At 44.0% G+C, this 18248-nt stretch carries 19 protein-coding genes and 3 tRNA genes; 13 read left to right on the top strand and 9 right to left on the bottom strand.

What is annotated here, in order from left to right; translation table 11 throughout:
* Positions 1-7: 7 nt before the first annotated feature.
* Both C6Y39_RS08670 and C6Y39_RS08665 read right to left on the bottom strand, forming a co-directional pair.
* Positions 8-691 carry an alpha/beta family hydrolase gene (locus C6Y39_RS08670; RefSeq protein ID WP_105930887.1) on the bottom strand — a complete coding sequence of 228 codons (684 nt, stop codon included), beginning with the start codon at positions 689-691 and terminating at the stop codon, positions 8-10.
* A gap of 2 nt (positions 692-693) precedes the next feature.
* Positions 694-1596 (bottom strand): transcriptional regulator GcvA, encoded by a 903-nt coding sequence (locus C6Y39_RS08665; protein WP_105930886.1) that lies wholly within the window; start codon positions 1594-1596, stop codon positions 694-696.
* Positions 1597-1812: 216 nt separating this feature from the next.
* Here C6Y39_RS08665 and C6Y39_RS08660 point away from each other — a divergent pair, with 216 nt between their 5' ends.
* Positions 1813-2091 (top strand): hypothetical protein, encoded by a 279-nt coding sequence (locus C6Y39_RS08660; RefSeq protein WP_105930885.1) that lies wholly within the window; start codon positions 1813-1815, stop codon positions 2089-2091.
* A 61-nt stretch (positions 2092-2152) separates the two neighbouring features.
* Here C6Y39_RS08660 and kdsA read toward each other — a convergent pair whose 3' ends face one another.
* The 6 genes from kdsA to hemA all read right to left on the bottom strand — a co-directional run bounded on the left by kdsA (position 2153) and on the right by hemA (position 8648).
* The gene (gene kdsA / locus C6Y39_RS08655) at positions 2153-3007 is read right to left on the bottom strand and encodes a 3-deoxy-8-phosphooctulonate synthase (protein ID WP_105930884.1); all 855 of its coding nucleotides are present in this window, start codon (positions 3005-3007) and stop codon (positions 2153-2155) included.
* A gap of 20 nt (positions 3008-3027) precedes the next feature.
* Positions 3028-3399 carry a SirB2 family protein gene (locus C6Y39_RS08650; protein ID WP_105930883.1) on the bottom strand — a complete coding sequence of 124 codons (372 nt, stop codon included), beginning with the start codon at positions 3397-3399 and terminating at the stop codon, positions 3028-3030.
* 288 nt (positions 3400-3687) lie between these two features.
* Positions 3688-5253 (bottom strand): DUF3369 domain-containing protein, encoded by a 1566-nt coding sequence (locus C6Y39_RS08640; protein WP_105930881.1) that lies wholly within the window; start codon positions 5251-5253, stop codon positions 3688-3690.
* Between the two features lie 160 nt (positions 5254-5413).
* Complete coding sequence (gene prmC, locus C6Y39_RS08635) at positions 5414-6253, bottom strand: peptide chain release factor N(5)-glutamine methyltransferase (protein ID WP_105930880.1); 840 nt, start codon at positions 6251-6253, stop codon at positions 5414-5416.
* Positions 6254-6272: 19 nt separating this feature from the next.
* On the bottom strand, positions 6273-7358 hold the full coding sequence (gene prfA, locus C6Y39_RS08630) for a peptide chain release factor 1 (RefSeq protein WP_105930879.1): 1086 nt from the start codon (positions 7356-7358) through the stop codon (positions 6273-6275).
* Between the two features lie 15 nt (positions 7359-7373).
* Positions 7374-8648, bottom strand: a complete 1275-nt coding sequence (gene hemA, locus C6Y39_RS08625; protein WP_105930878.1) for a glutamyl-tRNA reductase — start codon at positions 8646-8648, stop codon at positions 7374-7376.
* 131 nt (positions 8649-8779) lie between these two features.
* On the opposite strand from hemA, the gene lolB reads away from it, so the two are divergent.
* From lolB to C6Y39_RS08605, 4 genes are all read left to right on the top strand, one after another.
* Positions 8780-9406 (top strand): lipoprotein insertase outer membrane protein LolB, encoded by a 627-nt coding sequence (gene lolB / locus C6Y39_RS08620; protein WP_105930877.1) that lies wholly within the window; start codon positions 8780-8782, stop codon positions 9404-9406.
* Complete coding sequence (gene ispE / locus C6Y39_RS08615; RefSeq protein WP_105931439.1) at positions 9406-10272, top strand: 4-(cytidine 5'-diphospho)-2-C-methyl-D-erythritol kinase; 867 nt, start codon at positions 9406-9408, stop codon at positions 10270-10272. Before lolB ends, ispE begins: the two co-directional genes overlap by 1 nt.
* A gap of 33 nt (positions 10273-10305) precedes the next feature.
* Positions 10306-10381, top strand: a tRNA-Gln gene (locus tag C6Y39_RS08610).
* Between the two features lie 33 nt (positions 10382-10414).
* Positions 10415-11362 carry a ribose-phosphate pyrophosphokinase gene (locus C6Y39_RS08605; protein WP_105930876.1) on the top strand — a complete coding sequence of 316 codons (948 nt, stop codon included), beginning with the start codon at positions 10415-10417 and terminating at the stop codon, positions 11360-11362.
* 75 nt (positions 11363-11437) lie between these two features.
* Here the strand turns inward: C6Y39_RS08605 and C6Y39_RS08600 are convergent, their stop codons facing one another.
* A complete protein-coding gene (locus C6Y39_RS08600; protein WP_105930875.1) occupies positions 11438-11743 on the bottom strand; it encodes a hypothetical protein in 306 nt (101 codons plus the stop codon).
* Between the two features lie 646 nt (positions 11744-12389).
* On the opposite strand from C6Y39_RS08600, the gene C6Y39_RS08595 reads away from it, so the two are divergent.
* The 8 genes from C6Y39_RS08595 to C6Y39_RS08560 all read left to right on the top strand — a co-directional run bounded on the left by C6Y39_RS08595 (position 12390) and on the right by C6Y39_RS08560 (position 18181).
* Entirely contained in the window at positions 12390-12845 is a 456-nt protein-coding gene (locus C6Y39_RS08595; protein ID WP_105930874.1) for a ribose-phosphate pyrophosphokinase, read from the top strand.
* A gap of 133 nt (positions 12846-12978) precedes the next feature.
* Positions 12979-13980 carry an NADPH-dependent aldehyde reductase Ahr gene (gene ahr, locus C6Y39_RS08590; protein ID WP_105930873.1) on the top strand — a complete coding sequence of 334 codons (1002 nt, stop codon included), beginning with the start codon at positions 12979-12981 and terminating at the stop codon, positions 13978-13980.
* Between the two features lie 342 nt (positions 13981-14322).
* Complete coding sequence (locus C6Y39_RS08585) at positions 14323-14955, top strand: 50S ribosomal protein L25/general stress protein Ctc (protein WP_105930872.1); 633 nt, start codon at positions 14323-14325, stop codon at positions 14953-14955.
* Between the two features lie 5 nt (positions 14956-14960).
* Positions 14961-15542: an aminoacyl-tRNA hydrolase gene (gene pth / locus C6Y39_RS08580; protein ID WP_105930871.1), complete on the top strand. Its 582-nt coding sequence runs from the start codon at positions 14961-14963 to the stop codon at positions 15540-15542.
* Between the two features lie 41 nt (positions 15543-15583).
* Positions 15584-16675: a redox-regulated ATPase YchF gene (gene ychF, locus C6Y39_RS08575; protein ID WP_105930870.1), complete on the top strand. Its 1092-nt coding sequence runs from the start codon at positions 15584-15586 to the stop codon at positions 16673-16675.
* Positions 16676-16901: 226 nt separating this feature from the next.
* Positions 16902-17813 carry a peptidylprolyl isomerase gene (locus C6Y39_RS08570; protein WP_240618848.1) on the top strand — a complete coding sequence of 304 codons (912 nt, stop codon included), beginning with the start codon at positions 16902-16904 and terminating at the stop codon, positions 17811-17813.
* 171 nt (positions 17814-17984) lie between these two features.
* A tRNA-Met gene (locus C6Y39_RS08565) sits at positions 17985-18061 on the top strand.
* Between the two features lie 35 nt (positions 18062-18096).
* Positions 18097-18181, top strand: a tRNA-Leu gene (locus C6Y39_RS08560).
* Positions 18182-18248 lie beyond the last annotated feature (67 nt).

Raw genomic sequence — 18248 nt, 5'->3', positions numbered from 1 at the left:
GATGTCATCAGGGGTTACTTAAAACGCCAGATATAAAGGTCGCTGTTAACTCTGCGGCTTTGGCTATATGTGCCTGCTGCGTTGTGCCGCTCGCTTTTCGAGGCTTGAAGCTGTGGTCGCCATCTTCTAGAAATGCGCATTCTATACTTGAAGGTAGCCCATAACCTTCTACTTCTGCCTTTGTGCCGAACGTGTCTCTTTCACCCTGAATAATAAGCAAAGGTTTACAAGCCTTCAGCAAGTGGTCGGTGCGTGTATTTTCTGGCTTGCCCGGTGGATGAAAAGGATACCCGAACGCTATCGCACCTTTCACATTGCCCAGCTCCTCATACACCATGGTTGCTATGCGCCCGCCCATTGACTTTCCTCCAACAAAAACAGGAAGGTTATTCAGCGTTTCCTTGTCATTACAACACGACTCAATCAATGCGATGAAGTGTGACAGAAGCTTTTCGGCTTTATCGGGTGGCCTACGTTTACCTGTTGCCTTAATGGTTTGCATATAAGGAAAATTAAAAAGTATAATCGATACTCCCTTTGCAACCAGGGCTTTCGCCATGTCTTGCATAAACGCGTGCTCTTTACCCGCCCCTGCACCGTGCCCCATTATCAAGCAAGCGACGGGGTTCTCTGCGTCAAGCAGTTCAATATCAAAAGTATGGGTTTCAGGGCTTTCATTTTTACCAGACATGACTACAACAAATCCTCTTGCTCGGCTTCAACCAACGCTAACATCCAATCTCTAAATGCAGCAATTTTTCCAAGTTCAGCCTGCGATTCCTCACACACCAAATAAAAGGCGTCTCGACTTTCTACCCTTTCTTCAAAAGGCATGACAAGTCGCCCCGCCTCAATTTCGGGCCTTGCAAGCACAGTATTGCCTAATGCAATACCCTGTCCTAGCGCCGCGGCCTGCAACACCAACATGGAGTGACTGAAAACGGGGCCTTGGTTGACGTTTACGCCAGCTACGCCGACATGCTTCAACCAATTCTTCCACGCCGTACGGCTTAAATCGTGAAGCAAAACATGATGCCTTAAATCAGATAAGCTAGATAAGGGCTTAGGGCCTTGAAAAAGTAAGGGAGAGCAAAGCGGGGTTAAAAATTCCCGATGGAGCTGATCTGCCTGAAGGCCCGCCCAGCGACCTTTTCCATAATAGATCGCCACGTCCACATCGTCTTCTAAGAAACCTTCGTCAAAATCGACCGCCTTTATTCGAACATCGATGTCTGGATGTGCCAAACTAAACTTATGAATACGGGGTACTAGCCACTGGCTCGCAAAGCTTGGAGGCATAGCTACTGTAATAGCGCCCTTGCTCCCTTTAGCAAGCAGCCTTTCCGTTGCGTCTTGTAAATTCTTAAAGATGTCTTTCAACTCAAGAAAATAGGCCTGACCTTCCTCAGTTAACAGCAAAGTCCTATTTCGTCGAAGAAATAGCTTCATCGATAAGAAATCTTCGAGTGCTTTTATTTGATGACTAACCGCTGCTTGGGTGACAAACAGTTCATCGGCTGCCTTCGTAAAGCTTAAATGGCGCGCGGCCGCTTCAAACGATTTTAGGGCATTGAGAGGGGGTAAACGTCGGTGCATATATCGTTTTTAATCCAGTGTGACCGAAGCATGACAAATTCATTAGATTTTCTAATGACAACCCATACTTTTACTCGTTTTAATAATCACCACAATCTGACTATAATTTACCCGAAATTAAAAAAGAGTATTTAATTTCAGTATTTTATGATGATTATTTGTTAAACATTTTAACATTCATCAACAATTATTTAATTATTTTTATTAGGTGTGAATATGAAAAAGTTATTATTAGCTAGTGTATCTGTTATGGCATTCGCAAGTGCTGCTGCAAATGCTAACGCACAACCAGAAAAGATCAATCTACAATCGTTAATCAATACTGCAATGACAAGCGTGAAAATGGCCGAAGTTCTGCCAGAAAATGACGCACACATTGTTGTTAAGAAACAATCAAAAGCAATTCTTGCAGAAGAAATTCAAGTTCAGCTTCACAAGAACCTATTGGCAATGGCAAAAGGCGAAGCGCGCATAAACGTCACTGAAGCGGAATAATCCACTTACACACCTGATACGTATGCCGGTGCTTGCACCGGCATACGCCATCAACAACTGCTTAGGTATTACTCGTATCTAACGCGTCAAAACCTTTTACTAGTTCGTCTAACGCTTTCATCTGCTGTAAATATGGTTCCAGCTTCGCGAGAGGCAATGCACACGGCCCATCGCATAATGCTTCATCAGGGTTTGGATGTGCCTCGATGAATAGACCTGCTAAACCTAACGCCATACCACTTCGCGCTAGTTGTGCTGCTTGAGCACGACGGCCATCAGCTGATGTTGCTCTTCCACCTGGCATCTGAAGCGCATGCGTTGCGTCAAAAATAACGGGGGCATACTCTTTCATTGCATCCATACCAAGCATATCGACAACTAAATTGTTGTAGCCGAAGCAGCTACCGCGCTCACAAAGAATAACCTTGTCGTTGCCCGCTTCACCCAGCTTACCAATAATGTGGCGCATTTCATGGGGCGCAAGAAACTGAGGCTTTTTCACATTGATTACGCTACCTGTTTTTGCCATGGCAACTACAAGGTCAGTTTGACGTGCTAAGAATGCAGGCAACTGAATAACATCAACCACTTCAGCAACCGGTGCGGCTTGATGAGGTTCGTGTACATCGGTAATCAAAGGTACATTAAAGGTAGATTTGATTTCTTCAAAAATACGCAGCCCTTCTTCCATGCCAGGCCCACGGTAAGAAGTCACCGATGAACGGTTAGCTTTATCAAAAGACGCTTTGAAAACGTAAGGAATATTCAGTTTTTGGGTAACTTCAACATAGTGCTCTGCAATACGCATAGCGAGATCGCGAGACTCAAGTACGTTCATTCCACCAAAAAGCACAAACGGTAAATGGTTGGCAACGTCAACGTTACCAACACGAATAATCTGTTGAGATTCAGACATTATCTATTTCCCATTAAATCTTAAAAAAGAGGTTGTTTAGTAACGGCAACCATGGCTGTTGCCATTAGTACACCAATAGCAGCAATGAAAAAGGCCCATTTGCTTAACGTCGTTTTAGCTTTCTTGAGTGCAAACAAACCGAAAACAATGTACAGGATCACGCCAATTACTTTAAATGTCAGCCATGCATTAACGAATGGGTACTGAGATAGAATGATACATAACCATACTGCGCTTCCTAACAACACGGTATCAATAATGTGGGGGAGTATTTTCACCCATTTTTTTGAAAGTGCATTGGCATCTAATTGACTCCAAACAAAACGGAAGATAAAAAATAAGATGCTTAAGCCAACAGCAGTTAAGTGGAGATGTTTAGCCATCATATACATAATTTAATTCCTGTTTTTATAATTAAGCAGCCCGAAGCCGTGGTAAAAAAGTGTTTTCGCTATCGCGCAAGTTGGACAAACCTCATTTACATGCAGCAAGCTGTAGTTAAAAAAACAGGCGCTATTAAGCACCTGTTTTCTTTAAAATTGAGCGCGAATTTCAAGGCGACATTGTAGCGTATATTACCAAGCAAAAAACGAAGAAATGTTGAAGATATCACATTTATACGTTTCGATTCGTATACTCGTCGCTATCTATGTGTAACGTTACTTTATACCAGTCCGCATTTACTTCTCGTCTGCATATTCCGTCTGGATAGCCATGAATGCAGATAAATCGCTTAATAAACAGTCAACCAAATAGGGATCAAAGTGTTGCCCTTTTTCTTCTATGAGAACTGCTTCTACCTTCTCAATAGACCAAGCCGGTTTATAAGGACGAGCATTCAGTAAAGCATCGAAGACATCAACCAAGGTAGCGATGCGGCTTTTAATATCGATCTCTTCTTTTGTAAGGCCATCAGGGTATCCCTTGCCATCCCAGCGCTCATGATGTTGTTTCGCGAGCATCGCTGCCAACTGAATAGTCGGACGACAGGAATCGCGTAAAATTTGATAACCAAACTCTGCGTGTTGCCGTATTTTAAATATTTCTTCTTCAGAAAGAGGACTGGATTTTTGAAGGATAGACTTCGGCACAATAGACGTACCTATATCGTGAAGCGGTATCGCAAGGCCAAGCTCGTGTATTGCATGTTCATCAAGTCCCGCTTTTTTTGCAAGAAGCTGGGCCATTTTCACCATTCGTTTTAAGTTATTAGAACCATTGGGTTCATGCTCCAAGGCTCGTCCTAACCGCTCAATGATTTCTTTCTGCGTGGCTTCAACGTCTACGGTTTTCAAAACATTATCAAATGCTAGCTGCACGCTATCAGAGAACCGCTTAACCAGATGACGATCGCTTTCCCCTATTCTACGAGGCAAGCCAGATAAGTATAAAAGCGCGCCGTTATGGCTTTTACTATTACAATAGGCAACAACGTGATCTTCGGCGTAAACAATTTGCTTTTCGCGCATTGCCTTTACACACAACGCATATTCTTGATCATTTATAGCATCTTTTAGCGGCACACCTTCTTTGCTCGCATACTCGCCGTTACCGGCAAACACGTAAAGCTCATCGTCACCGAGCGCGTTGTTGGATGTATTTATTGTACGAGAGGTCGTTGCCACCGCTGTTGTGATATATGCCGCGTCTTTAGAGCACCCCAAAATAGAGGCAAGCTGCTGAATAATGCCCTGCATGAACTTCTCAAGGGAACGGGACGAGAATAAATCCACCGAGGCATCAATAATTTTTTCTAAGCCCCTTCGATTTTCTTCTATAACAATAATATCCCGATACGACCGAAGTGCCGCGATAATCACGGTGAAAAGCTTCTGCGCAGTGAGTTCGGTTTTAGATTTATAATCGTTGATGTCATAATTAATGATGACATCTTTTTCAGGAGCCTGCCCAGGCTGGCCGGTCCTTAAAATAATACGGGTAAAATGGTTATCTAATTCGTTTCTAACGTATTCAGCTACCTTGAGGCCAGCATCGTCGGTCTCCATGACAACGTCAAGTAGCACAACGGCGATATCATCATGGCTTTTAAAAATCGCCTTTGCTTCTTCGCCGCTATACGCACTCACAAATTCAAGGGTTTTGCCATTAAGATTAAAGTCGTTAAGCGCTAGCTTCGTTACCGCATGCACTTCAGGCTCATCGTCAACAATGAGTACTTTCCAACAGCCTAGCTCTTCGACGTGTATTTCATCATCGTCTTCTGCGAAAAGAAAGTCATCATTCATCGGAAACATCCTGTTATATAAGTATTTTTTGTAATTGCGCTTAAAGAATAAACGTTGCTCAATAATACTAATGTAAAACAGAATATTAGCAAGTATGCAATTATGAAGATTAAATTAGGTAGTGCTTTGAAGTGATATCTGCAAACGTTATAACCAGACGTTATAGCCAAGAGCCGAACGTGACGCGGTCGTTTTCTCCGTAATCTTTAACTGTTCTTACCGATGAAAACCCAGCGGCTAACAGCAGGTCTCTTACTGCACGTCCTTGATTAAACCCATGTTCAAAAGCTAACAACCCGCCTTTATTTAGAAACATCGGCGAGGTACTTATTATATGCTTTATGTCGTGTAAACCATCGACGCCGGACGTAAGTGCAGTTTTAGGTTCAAAGCGCACGTCACCTTCATTAAGATAGGGGCTGGCCTCTTCAATATAAGGCGGGTTTGAAACAATGACATCGAAAGATTGCCCAGTGAGTGCGCTGAACCAGTCGCTTTGTAAAAACTGAGCGTTAGTTACCTCATTAGCTTCAGCATTACGCGTGGCAAGTTCAACCGCGCCGTTCTGAAAATCAACGCCAACAACAGACGCCTGGGGCAGTTCACTTGCGAGCGCAAGGGCAATAGCCCCCGTTCCCGTACCTAAGTCACATATAGCTAATGGTTCACGCTTACTCTCAACTGCCCAATTCAGAACCCGCTCAACAAGCACTTCTGTATCTGGGCGAGGTATAAGTGTATCAGGAGAGGTATAAAGTGAAAGCGTCCAGAAATCGCGCCTGCCAACAATATAGGCAACAGGTTCGCCCTTTTTACGTCTGGCTATCGCGTTTTCAAAGTGCGTTACTTGGAGCGCATCAAGGGTTTTGTCTGGCCACGTAAAAAGAAATGTCTGTGGCTTTTCAAGGATACTAGCCAGTATAACTTTGGCGTCAACAGAGGGTGATTCCCCACCCTCTAGTTGCTGTACCGCCCATGATAGAGCTTGGTCTATGCGCATTATTTTATGACAGATACCGTTATTCGTCAGACAGTGACGCTAACAAGTCGGCCTGATGCTCTTGCAATATCGGGTCTATAAGCTGCTTAAGGTCGCCTTCCACAACTTCATCCAAACGATAAATAGTGAGGTTGATACGATGATCGGTTACACGCCCCTGCGGGAAATTGTAAGTACGAATACGCTCAGAGCGGTCGCCGCTACCGACTAGGCTCTTACGCGTAGAGGCCTCTTCTGCTGCACGCTTTTCCTCTTCAATTTGATTTAGGCGCGCTTGAAGTACCGACATCGCTTTCGCACGGTTTTTATGCTGCGAGCGTTCGTCCTGACATTCCACTACCAAGCCCGTTGGCAAGTGAGTAATACGAATAGCAGAGTCGGTTTTGTTAACGTGCTGACCACCGGCACCCGATGCACGGAAGGTATCTATGCGAAGCTCAGCCGGGTTAATTTCAATAGCTTGCGACTCTGGAATTTCAGGTAACACCGCTACCGTACATGCGGAGGTGTGAATACGGCCTTGCGACTCGGTTTCGGGTACTCGCTGCACTCGGTGACCACCTGATTCGAATTTTAAAACGCCATATACGCCATCGCCACTAACGTTAGCGATAACTTCTTTATAGCCGCCGTGTTCGCCTTCATTCGCGTTTACAAGTTCTACACGCCACCCGCGTGTTTCTGCATAGCGGCTATACATGCGGAACAAATCACCTGCGAATATTGCCGCTTCATCACCACCCGCACCTGCGCGAATTTCTAAGAAACAGTTGTTATCATCGTTGGGATCTTTAGGCAGAAGTAACACTTGAAGCTCGGTTTCAAGGCGCTCAATTTCTGCCTTAGCTTCTTTCATCTCTTCTTGTGCCATTTCACGCATTTCAGCATCGTCTTCGTTCAGCATTTCCATCGCTGACGCTAAGTTTTCTTGCGCTTGCTGATAGGCATTAAAGCCAGCCACTACATCTTCTAGCTGACTAAACTCTTTTGACAAGTTGCGAAACTTGTCCTGATCGCCGATAACTCCAGGGTCGCCGAGCAACGCCTGAACTTCTTCGAAACGCTCGACAAGGTGTTCGAGTTTCCTAACTACCGACTCTTTCATATGTTTATTATTACCTTATTTATTATTGTCTGACGAAAAGTCAGATAAATCTAATGCCTGTCCCATCCAGCGACTCAGTGCCGGATCGTCGTGCATGGCAGCTTCGCGTAATGCTAACGTCGTGGAGTGCATAAGCGCATTGGTTAGTTTGTACGCCATTTCCTCTAATACCGTCTCGGCATTTTTGCCTTCCGCTAGTTGCGCTTTGGCTTTTTCTACAATATCGTCACGCTGTGCCATGCCTTTTTGGCGATACTGTCTTACTAAATCTATCGATTGCTGGGACTGTTTCCACGTCATGTAGTCGCCAGCTTGCCTTTCAATGAGTTTTTCTGCTTCTTTCGCCGCTTGTTCTCTATTTTCTAAATTCTTTTGAACAATGTGCTGCAAATCATCAACAGTATAAAGGTATGCGTCGCCTAACTCATTAACTTCCGATTCGATATCCCGTGGTACAGCAAGATCAACTAAGAACATGGGCATATTTTTGCGCTGCTTCAGCGCTTTCTCTACCATGCCTTTACCGATTAACGGCAGCTGGCTTGCGGTAGAGCTAATAACAATATCGAAATCTTTTAAATGCTCTGGAACTTGAGACAAAGTAAACACATTGGCGTCGAGTGTTTCAGCTAACGCTTCTGCGCGGGCAATCGTTCTGTTTGCCACAGCCAAACTACGGACTCCTTGTTCCTTCAAATGTTGCGCTACCAGCTCTATAGTTTCTCCTGCCCCTACAAGCAGAACAGAACGCTTGGGTAACTCGGCAAAAATGTGCTTCGCTAACTGAACCGCTGCGTAAGCTACGCTAACCGCATTGGCACCAATATCCGTTTCACTGCGAACGCGCTTTGCCACTGAAAAAGTATGTTGAAACAGCTTGTCGAACTCACTGTTAATCATACCCGAGTGTTTCGCATCGCCAAATGCCTGCTTCACTTGCCCTAATATTTGTGGCTCGCCGAGAATTAATGAATCGAGCCCGCTGGCTACACGCATGATGTGCTTAACCGCTTCTTCTTGCGCTAAAACGTAGCTATTATTAGCAATCTCTTCTACATCGAGGTGATGAAAGTCGCTTAGCCACTGAAGAAGCTCTTGGCCACTGTCGTCTTGCGTATTGACATAAAGCTCGGTGCGATTACAGGTAGAGACAATGACAGACTCATCGACGCCCTGCAGCTTTTTTAAACTCGCAAGCGCTTCCACCAGAGAATCTGGTGTAAAAGCCACTTTTTCGCGAAGTGCTACTGGTGCTGTTTTATGGTTTATACCAAGGGCGAGTAAAGTCATTAAAATCTGTGCTGGCAACGTCGGAGCGGCATTGTACGAAAAACCCAAAATGATTGAAAGTGTTGGTGAAACTGTGTTCCCATAATGTCACAACATAACGTGTTCTATTTTTATGCAGGTACTGAGCTTAGATGATTCGCTTATTTTCCGTTTTAATTGCCCTTTGTTTTTTGTTGAGCGCATGTACTACTGCTCCCAAAGGCCCGCAAACTGCGGTGAACTTAACTGCTCAGCTAGAAAAAGTCGCTGAGGTAAGTACGTGGCAAATGCGAGGAAAGATTGCCTTTCGCCAAGGCAAAGACGCCGCCAGCCTTAATTTAGTTTGGAAAAACGATTCGGGAGATTTTGATTTCCGATTAACGAATTTTCTAGGTGTTAGCTTGGTTAAACTAACGGTTACAGATGAAAAGTCCGTTTTAGAGGCGGATGGCGAGACATTTAGTAACGCCCTCCCCGAGCCGCTTATCTATCAAGTAACAGGTATGGTTATACCCGTAGCGCCTCTTTTATCTTGGGTAAAAGGGTTACCTCTTGAAGGCGATAAGTTTACCCTCACCGAAAAAGGCCTTGTTGATACCCTTGAAAGCTACTGCAAGGGTTGTCGCAATTGGCAGGTTTCTTATGGCAATTATGGTAGTGTTCTTATGGGCAACGAAGAGTCTGTATGGCTGCCCCACAGCATAACGCTCACCCAAAATGAAACACCAGATATGCCGAAAACCCAACTCAAAATTAAAATTTATCAGTGGACGCTGTAGTGAACACATCTGTTACAACACAAAAAGACTGGTGGCCTTCGCCCGCTAAACTCAATCTTTTCCTTCATATATTAGGTCGATACGAGAATGGTTATCACCAACTGCAAAGTTTATTTCAAATGTTGGATTATGGCGATAGCCTAGCGTTTGCCATCTCTACTGACAACACAGAAATAAAGATGGATACACCGCTTGAGGGCGTGCCGGACGATGAAAACTTAATTATCAAGGCTGCGCGTTTACTTGCTCGAAAAGCCAATTGCAATAAAGGCGCGGTAATATCACTTGATAAACGCCTTCCCATGGGAGGTGGTATTGGTGGGGGTTCATCAAACGCTGCAACGACATTAGTGGCACTTAATTATTTATGGGATACTGGGTTAAGTGAAGATGAGCTAGCTGAGTTAGGTTTAAGCTTGGGTGCTGATGTACCGATTTTTGTACGCGGTTTGACCGCATTTGCCGGTGGTATTGGCGAAGACATTACCCCTGCGCCGCAACCAGAACAGTACTTTTTAGTCGCAAACCCTAACGTCCATGTCAGCACTGCTGAGGTCTTTACATCTGAAGATTTGCCTAGAAATACACCGCCAATGCGATGGGAAGACTACGAATTTGAAAAAACTTGGAACGATTGTCAGCAATTAGTCGCTAATCTTCATCCCGAAGTTGCAAATTTATTACAGTGGTTGGTACACTACGCACCGTCGCGAATGACGGGTACAGGTGCATGCGTGTTTGCCACTTTTTCTGACTACACTTTAGCCGAACAGGTTAGGGCTAAAATGCCTGAAGCTTGGCAGAGTTTTGTCGCAAAAGGTGTGAATCGCTCACCACTATTAGACAAATTAGAACAACAAAGATAGCGTGTACGCCACATCGGACAAGAACTTAAAAATTGGGGTATAGCCAAGTTGGTAAGGCAGCGGGTTTTGATCCCGCCATTCGTAGGTTCGAGTCCTGCTACCCCAGCCAAACCTCTTTTATCAACGCACTGAGGAACCACTTGTGCCAGATATGAAGCTCTTTGCAGGTAATGCCGTACCAGAACTTGCCCAGAAAGTCGCCGATCGCCTGTATACCAAACTTGGAAATGCCAAAGTTGGCCGTTTCAGTGACGGTGAAATTAGCGTAGAAATTCATGAAAACGTCCGTGGCTCGGACGTTTTTATTATCCAGTCTACGTGTGCCCCTACTAACGATAACCTAATGGAATTAATTGTGATGATCGATGCTCTGCGTCGCGCATCCGCTGGTCGTATTACAGCAGTTATTCCATATTTTGGTTATGCACGCCAAGACCGTCGTGTTCGTTCAGCTAGGGTACCTATTACTGCTAAAGTAGTGGCTGACTTCCTGTCTAACGTTGGTGTTGACCGCGTACTTACTATTGACCTACACGCAGAACAGATTCAAGGTTTCTTTGATGTTCCGGTAGATAATGCATTCGGTACTCCTATCCTGCTTGCTGATATGGTAAGACGTGACTTTGCCGACCCTGTGGTGGTTTCACCTGATATCGGCGGTGTTGTGCGAGCGCGCGCTACTGCGAAGTTGCTTAACGATACCGACCTTGCCATTATCGATAAGCGTCGCCCTAAAGCGAACGTAGCGCAGGTAATGAATATTATCGGTGACGTCAAAGACAGAGACTGCATTATTGTCGATGACATGATTGATACAGGCGGTACGCTTGCAAAAGCTGCAGAAGCGCTTAAAGCACATGGTGCTCGTCGCGTTTACGCTTACGCAACGCACGCTATCTTCTCAGGTAATGCTGCACATAATCTAAAAGAGTCTGTTATTGACGAGATAATCGTTACTGACTCTATACCTCTAAGCGCAGAGATGAAGCAAATTGGAAAAGTAAAACAACTTACTTTATCTGAAATGCTTGCTGAAACTATTCGTCGTATTAGTAACGAAGAATCAATTTCAGCCATGTTTGAATACTAATTCATACAAAAAAGCGAGTGAGACAATGTTGCTTATTAGCATTGTTTCACTCGCTTCTCTTTGAAGCGCTATTGATTAATTATCAATATCGTCTTCGTCATCTTCTGGCATTTCTACATCGACAACAGGAACTTCTACTTCTTTAGTCTCTGTTTTAACGTCAACATCCATTGTTTCAACGTCGTATTCAGGCAGCTTACCGCCTTCAACGTCAACATCTGGCATTTCGCCATCATCAGTTTTCTTTACTTCATACTCAGGTAATTCGCCAGACTTCACCTCTACGTCAGGCATTTCCCCGTCTTCAGTCTTGTTCACATCACATGCACTTGCCGCCAGCGCCAGACTCGATACTGCAAAAATTTTAGTTAAATGCTTCATTTTCTCTCCTTAAAAACTGCGTAACTAATTGATGGTTAATGACAAAACGCCGCTAATACGATTTATATGTCCTTTTTACCGCTATACTATTTAGTCTTGTATATTGGTAGTAACACATCGTTGTTTACCTTTTGGAAATTACCTTATGGTTTTTATTTCAAGGTATTTTTCCTTTGGTACTCACGTGTATGTCACTGCATGCTCCATGCCATAACCGTTTTACTATTATGTAAACGCGCGCGAAACAATGTGAGTGACTAAACTCTGCGGTAATTTAAAAACGAAGCTGGCGTGATGATAAACTCAACCTCATATTCATTTTTACCTATATTTCAGTTGCTTACCTTTATTCATTTAAGCAGCCATCCTAGGAGAAAATGACAAAAAGCCTGTCCGCTCTTCCGTCGCCCCTTTTTTTAAGGTGCAATTTGAAATTGGAAATAAAATAGAAATGAGAGTTAATCGCCTACTACTTCTTTTGAAAATGTGAAAAAGATGTACGGGATTATTTATTATTTGTAGAAATTACGCAGCGCTCGTGGAAGACTAGCTAATCAAAGTGATGTAGAAAAAGCCTATCTTATCATCATTTTTCGCGGATATTATCGACAATAAACGTGCTACGACTTGATAAAGGAATAAGAAAATGAAAATCAACCGACTCAAATTAGTACTCATTTTGACTTCCATGACACTACTTGCCGCGTGTGCGGAAGAAGAGCAGAAAAAGGACATCACAATGGTAGATAAGAAAGAAGAGTTACAAAGTAGTGAAGGTAACTTACCTAAAGAACTGAAGGCAGAGCCTGTTACTCAAGCGGAAACGGTAGAAAATACCGTGGAAGGTGAAGTTACCATAAAGGGCAGCATTATATTCAAAGATTTGGAAGGCGGTTTTTATGCCTTTATCGCTGAAGACGGCGGCCGGTATACATTGCACGGTTTAGATAAAGCCTATCAAAAAAATGGCCTTATTGTTGAAGTTAAGGGTACACCTAAGCCTAACATGATGACCTTTACACAGTTTGGTACGGTGTTTCAGGTATCTGACGTTAAGGTACTTGATACCAGCAAAGTAATTGGTAACGAACGAACACACTGATCGATATCAGAATGTTGAAGGTAGCAAGTTACAACTATGTGTTCGAAAGTCACAAATTAAGATAACTTGACTATATTCGAATATTTTATCCACGGGTTACCGAAACCTTATTACTTCTAAAGGACTGATATCAATGATAAATGCATATGCTGCCAAAGAAGCTGGCGGGAAACTGGAAAAATTTCAGTATGATCCTGGTGAGTTAGGCGCACACGATGTTGAAATTGACGTTGAAAGCTGCGGTATCTGCCACAGTGACTTGAGCATGCTAGACAATGAATGGGGCATGACAGAATATCCTTTTGTTCCCGGTCATGAAGTGGTGGGCACAATTAGTCAAGTTGGCGAACACGTAACTTCGCTAAAGATCGGTCAGCGGGTGGGCTTAGGTTGGCACGCGAGTTACTGCAATAGCTGTAGAACGTGTGAAGCAGGCGACCATAACCTTTGCGCCGACGCAACCATGACTATAGGCGGTCGACACGGAGGTTTTGCTGACAAAGTACGTGCACAAGCTCGTGCAGTAATCCCTCTTCCCGACTCGATAGATAGCACAAAAGCAGGACCGCTTTTCTGCGGCGGCATAACGGTCTTCAATCCCCTTGTTCAATTTAACATTAGCCCAACGAGTGAAGTAGCGGTAATTGGTATTGGCGGTTTAGGTCACCTTGCCCTACAGTTTTTAAACGCATGGGGCTGCAAAGTGGTCGCTTTCACATCAAGCGAATCGAAAAAACAAGAGGCCCTTGAGTTGGGTGCAGCTGAAACCATAAACAGCCGCGATGAAAGTGAAATAAAACAGGCCCGAGGCCGATTTGATCTCATCATATCAACGGTTAATGTAAAACTAGATTGGAATTTATACCTTTCTACACTTGCACCGAAGGGTCGTCTGCATTTTGTCGGCGCAACCTTGGAGCCCCTTGATATTGGCGCATTTAATTTAATAGGTGGACAGAAAAGTGTGTCAGGCTCTCCTGTTGGAAGTCCTGCGACGATTAAAACCATGTTGGATTTCGCTGCGCATCATAATATTGAGCCTGTAACCGAAACGTTTAAATTTGACGATGTAAACAGCGCGATTGAAAGGCTTAGAGAAGGAAAGGCACATTACAGAGTGGTGCTGACAAAATAAGCCCTTACTTCGTTGGTCACTGATAAATAAATGCTAACGTGGATGGGTTAATAAGTGACCAGCAATGTGAACATGCACTGTTTACGAATAACTTAATAAAGGCGTGTTGCGGCACGCCTTTACACTAAATGCGTCACGTAAAGGTGTTTGTTCACCTGCTTTTTATCTGCGATGACAATTGTATGTTTTGGTAGGTGGTGTTAGAATTCGCCGCCCTTGAATTTTGGGCTGGTGTTTTATTGAGCATAAAAATAGATTTTTAGCGCTTATAACATCATTTTACAGTGAGATTTGGTCGCAAAATCTCACATCATTACACTTATATATTTTTGGAGACAGACAATGTCTGAAGCAAATTTCAAACTAGATGCTTCTGTTCGTACAGATCTAGGGAAAGGTGCGAGCCGCCGCCTACGTCGCGAAGATAAGCTACCTGGTATCATCTACGGTGGTGAAGAAGCACCAGTTTCTATCACACTAGATCATAACAAAGTAAACAACTCAGCTGACTTTGAAGCGTTCTATTCTCACGTTCTTGAGATTAACCTTGACGGTAAAGTTGTTGAAGTTCTAGTTAAAGATATGCAACGTCACCCGTTCAAGCCAAAGATCACACACATTGACTTCCAACGTGTAATCGCTGGTCAAGACGTTCACACTAACGTTCCACTTCACTTCGTAAACGAAGATAAATCTGCTGCTGCTAAAGCTGGCGGTATTGCTGAGCACCACGTAACTGAAATCGAAGTTACTTGTCAGCCTAAAGATCTTCCTGAGTTCATCGAAGTAGACATGGCTGCGGTTGAAATGGGTCAAACCGTACATCTTTCTGACCTAACTCTACCTGCTGGCGTTTCTTCAGTAGAACTTGCTAAGAACGACGAAGCACACGACCTTGCGGTTGTAACTGTTAAGCCTGCTCCTAAAGCGGCTGACGCAGAAGAAGACGGCGAAGAAGCAGCTTCTGAGGAATAATCCTCTTGGCTGATATCCGCCTTATCGTGGGTCTGGGTAATCCAGGCCCCGAATATGAAAATACCCGACACAATGCCGGTGAATGGTTTCTCAACCAACTTGCCGACACCTTCAACGCCCCGCTAAAACCAGAAACCAAATTCTTCGGTAAGTCTGCTCGCATAACTATTGCTGGCAAAGACGTCCGTTTGCTCTACCCCACTACGTTTATGAATAAAAGTGGACAAGCCGTAGCAGCAATGGCTAATTTTTACCGCATAGAACCAGAACAAATATTAGTAGCGTTTGACGAATTAGATTTGCCTCCCGGCGTTGCAAAATACAAAGTGGGCGGTAGTTCAAGTCAAAATGGTGTTCGTGACATTGTGGCTAAAATGGGTAACAACAAGAATTTTTTGCGTTTGCGCATAGGTATTGGTCATCCAGGTCATAAAAGCCGCGTTACCGGCCATGTTCTTGGCAAGCCACCAGCAGATGAAAAAGCAGCCATTGATAGTGCCATAGATGAAGCGGTACGCTGTACAGAGATTTTGCTGAAAGAAGACCTTAAGCAAGCACAAAACAGGTTACACTCGCACAAAGGGTAAACCTAGCCAGTTATCACTTTTCCAAACTAAGGATCCATACCATGGGTTTTAAATGCGGTATTGTTGGCCTACCAAACGTAGGTAAATCAACACTTTTCAATGCATTAACTAAAGCAGGTATTGAAGCGGCAAACTTCCCGTTTTGTACTATTGAGCCAAACACAGGTGTTGTTCCTGTGCCAGATCTTCGTTTGGATAAGTTGGCTGAAATTGTAAAACCCCAGCGCGTTATTCCCACTACCATGGAATTCGTAGACATTGCTGGCTTGGTAGAAGGTGCCTCTAAAGGTGAAGGTTTAGGAAACAAATTCCTAGCTAACATCCGTGAAACCGACGCTATTGGCCACGTAGTACGCTGCTTTGACGATGAAAACATTGTACACGTTGCAGGTCGTGTTAGCCCTAAAGACGATATCGATGTTATTAACACCGAGCTTGCGCTTTCTGACTTAGAAACAACAGAAAAAGCACTTCACCGTGTTGCTAAGCGCGCAAAAGGTGGCGATGCTGATGCCAAGTACGAAATGAAAGTGCTTGAGAAGATTAAGCCGCATTTAGACGAAGGTTTGTTACTTCGATCACTTGAGCTAACTAAAGAAGAGCTTGCTGCAATCAGCTACATGAACATGCTTACCCTTAAGCCAACCATGTACATTGCAAACGTGAATGAAGACGGTTTTGAAAATAACCCTTACCTGGATCAGGTAAAAGAAATTGCAGCGGGCGAAAATGCTACTGTTGTTGCTGTGTGCGCGGCTATCGAGTCAGATATAGCTGAGCTTGAAGACGACGAACGCGAAGAGTTCATGCAGGACATGGGTCTTGAAGAGCCAGGCCTTAACCGCGTTATCCGCTCAGGTTACAACTTGCTTACTCTTCAAACTTATTTCACTGCGGGCGTAAAAGAAGTACGTGCATGGACCTTCCCAGAAGGTTCAACAGCGCCACAAGCGGCGGGTAAAATTCACACCGACTTTGAAAAGGGCTTTATTCGCGCTGAAATCGTAAGTTACGACCACTTCGTCGAGTTTAACGGCGAACAAGGTGCGAAAGACGCAGGTAAATGGCGTCTTGAAGGTAAAGAATACATTGTTAAAGATGGTGACGTTATTCACTTCCGCTTTAACGTTTAATATCTTTGACACATTGATTTTATAGTTATCAAGCCACCGTAAGGTGGCTTTTTTGTTTCTTCTGATTGATTGTGAAGTAAAGACTAGCCTGATATAAAATACTAAAAACGAAAAGGTTTAAGATATGTATTGTCCACGCCACCGCAGTACCACAAAAAAGCCACGTACGAGAAACAAAGCCGTACGTAATGCCTCACATAAAATAGTATTAATCATATCGGCGGCAATGAGTTTGCTCATCAACAGTGCCAATGCCGACAACAGACTCATGCAATCGTCCCCCACGACAATAGATAGTAACGCTGAGGAAAGAATACCGACGCTTCCTGAAGGCACTGCGCTACATAGCAATAGCGAAAGCTGGTATCAGATTCCTCAAGGGAATACCGTAACACTTAGCACAGCATACGGCGATGTCGTTATTGCACTTCACCCTTCCCTAGCACCAACCCATGTTGCTCGTTTTAAAAGCTTAATTGATGCTGGGTTTTATAACGAGCAGGCATTTTATCGCGTAGTAGATGGATTCGTTGCACAAGCTGGGAGTAACGACTCTCATGACGATACTCAATTTCCACCTAAGTTACTAAAACCTATCAGTGCAGAATTTATACAGCCGTTAAATAGTAACGTAAATGTGGTGGAGCAAAACGATATGTTTGCCCCCAGTACTGGATTTTTAGATGGCTTTCCCGTTGGAATTGATAAAAATCGAAAAGAGATGTGGGGACTTCACTGCCCAGGTGTGGTCGCTTTTGCTCGCAATAGCGAAAAGGATACCGCCAGTACAGAATTCTATATTGTAATTGGTCAAGCGCCACGCCACCTCGACAGAAATATGTCGGTAATAGGTCGCGTAGTCCAAGGGATGGACTTGCTTCAAAAATTACCCCGTGGGAACATGGAAAACGGTGGTGTATTGGATAACATTACCCAAGAAAGTAAAATTAAGCAGGCATTCGTTCACTCAGATGGCGGAGCGCCCTATTTTGTGCAAACACCTCATCACGAAGAATACAAAAAACGTGTTAATACAGGGAAAAAACTTGATAACCCGTTTTTTCATGACAATACATATGGTCCGCGCCCAATAGACGTATGTTATTACCAAACAAAAGCAGGTAAAAAGGCGTGGTAAAAGTGGTGTAATTGCGGTGCAAGTTGTTCAATTTCACCGCTTTTTGTGCGTATTTCGCCCTAATGCGCACACTTAATGAGCATTTAAAAAAAGTTAGTAAAAAAGGGGTTGACGGTTGCCAGTCATATACGCATAATACGCGCCACTTCCTGAGAGGGAAGAGAATAGTAAGGCTACGTAGCTCAGTTGGTTAGAGCACATCACTCATAATGATGGGGTCGCAAGTTCGAATCTCGCCGTAGCCACCAATTCTCACTTATCTCTTTTAGGAAAGTCTAGCTGCGCGGAAGTGGTGGAATTGGTAGACACGCTGGATTTAGGTTCCAGTGCTTCACGGCGTGAGAGTTCAAGTCTCTCCTTCCGCACCACGACTGGGGTATAGCCAAGTTGGTAAGGCAGCGGGTTTTGATCCCGCCATTCATAGGTTCGAGTCCT

It is taken from the genome of Alteromonas gracilis, assembly GCF_002993325.1.
Taxonomy (GTDB): Bacteria; Pseudomonadota; Gammaproteobacteria; order Enterobacterales; family Alteromonadaceae; genus Alteromonas; species Alteromonas gracilis.
The sequence above is the reverse complement of the archived record's forward strand: the minus strand, read 5'-3'. Positions and strand labels throughout refer to the sequence as shown.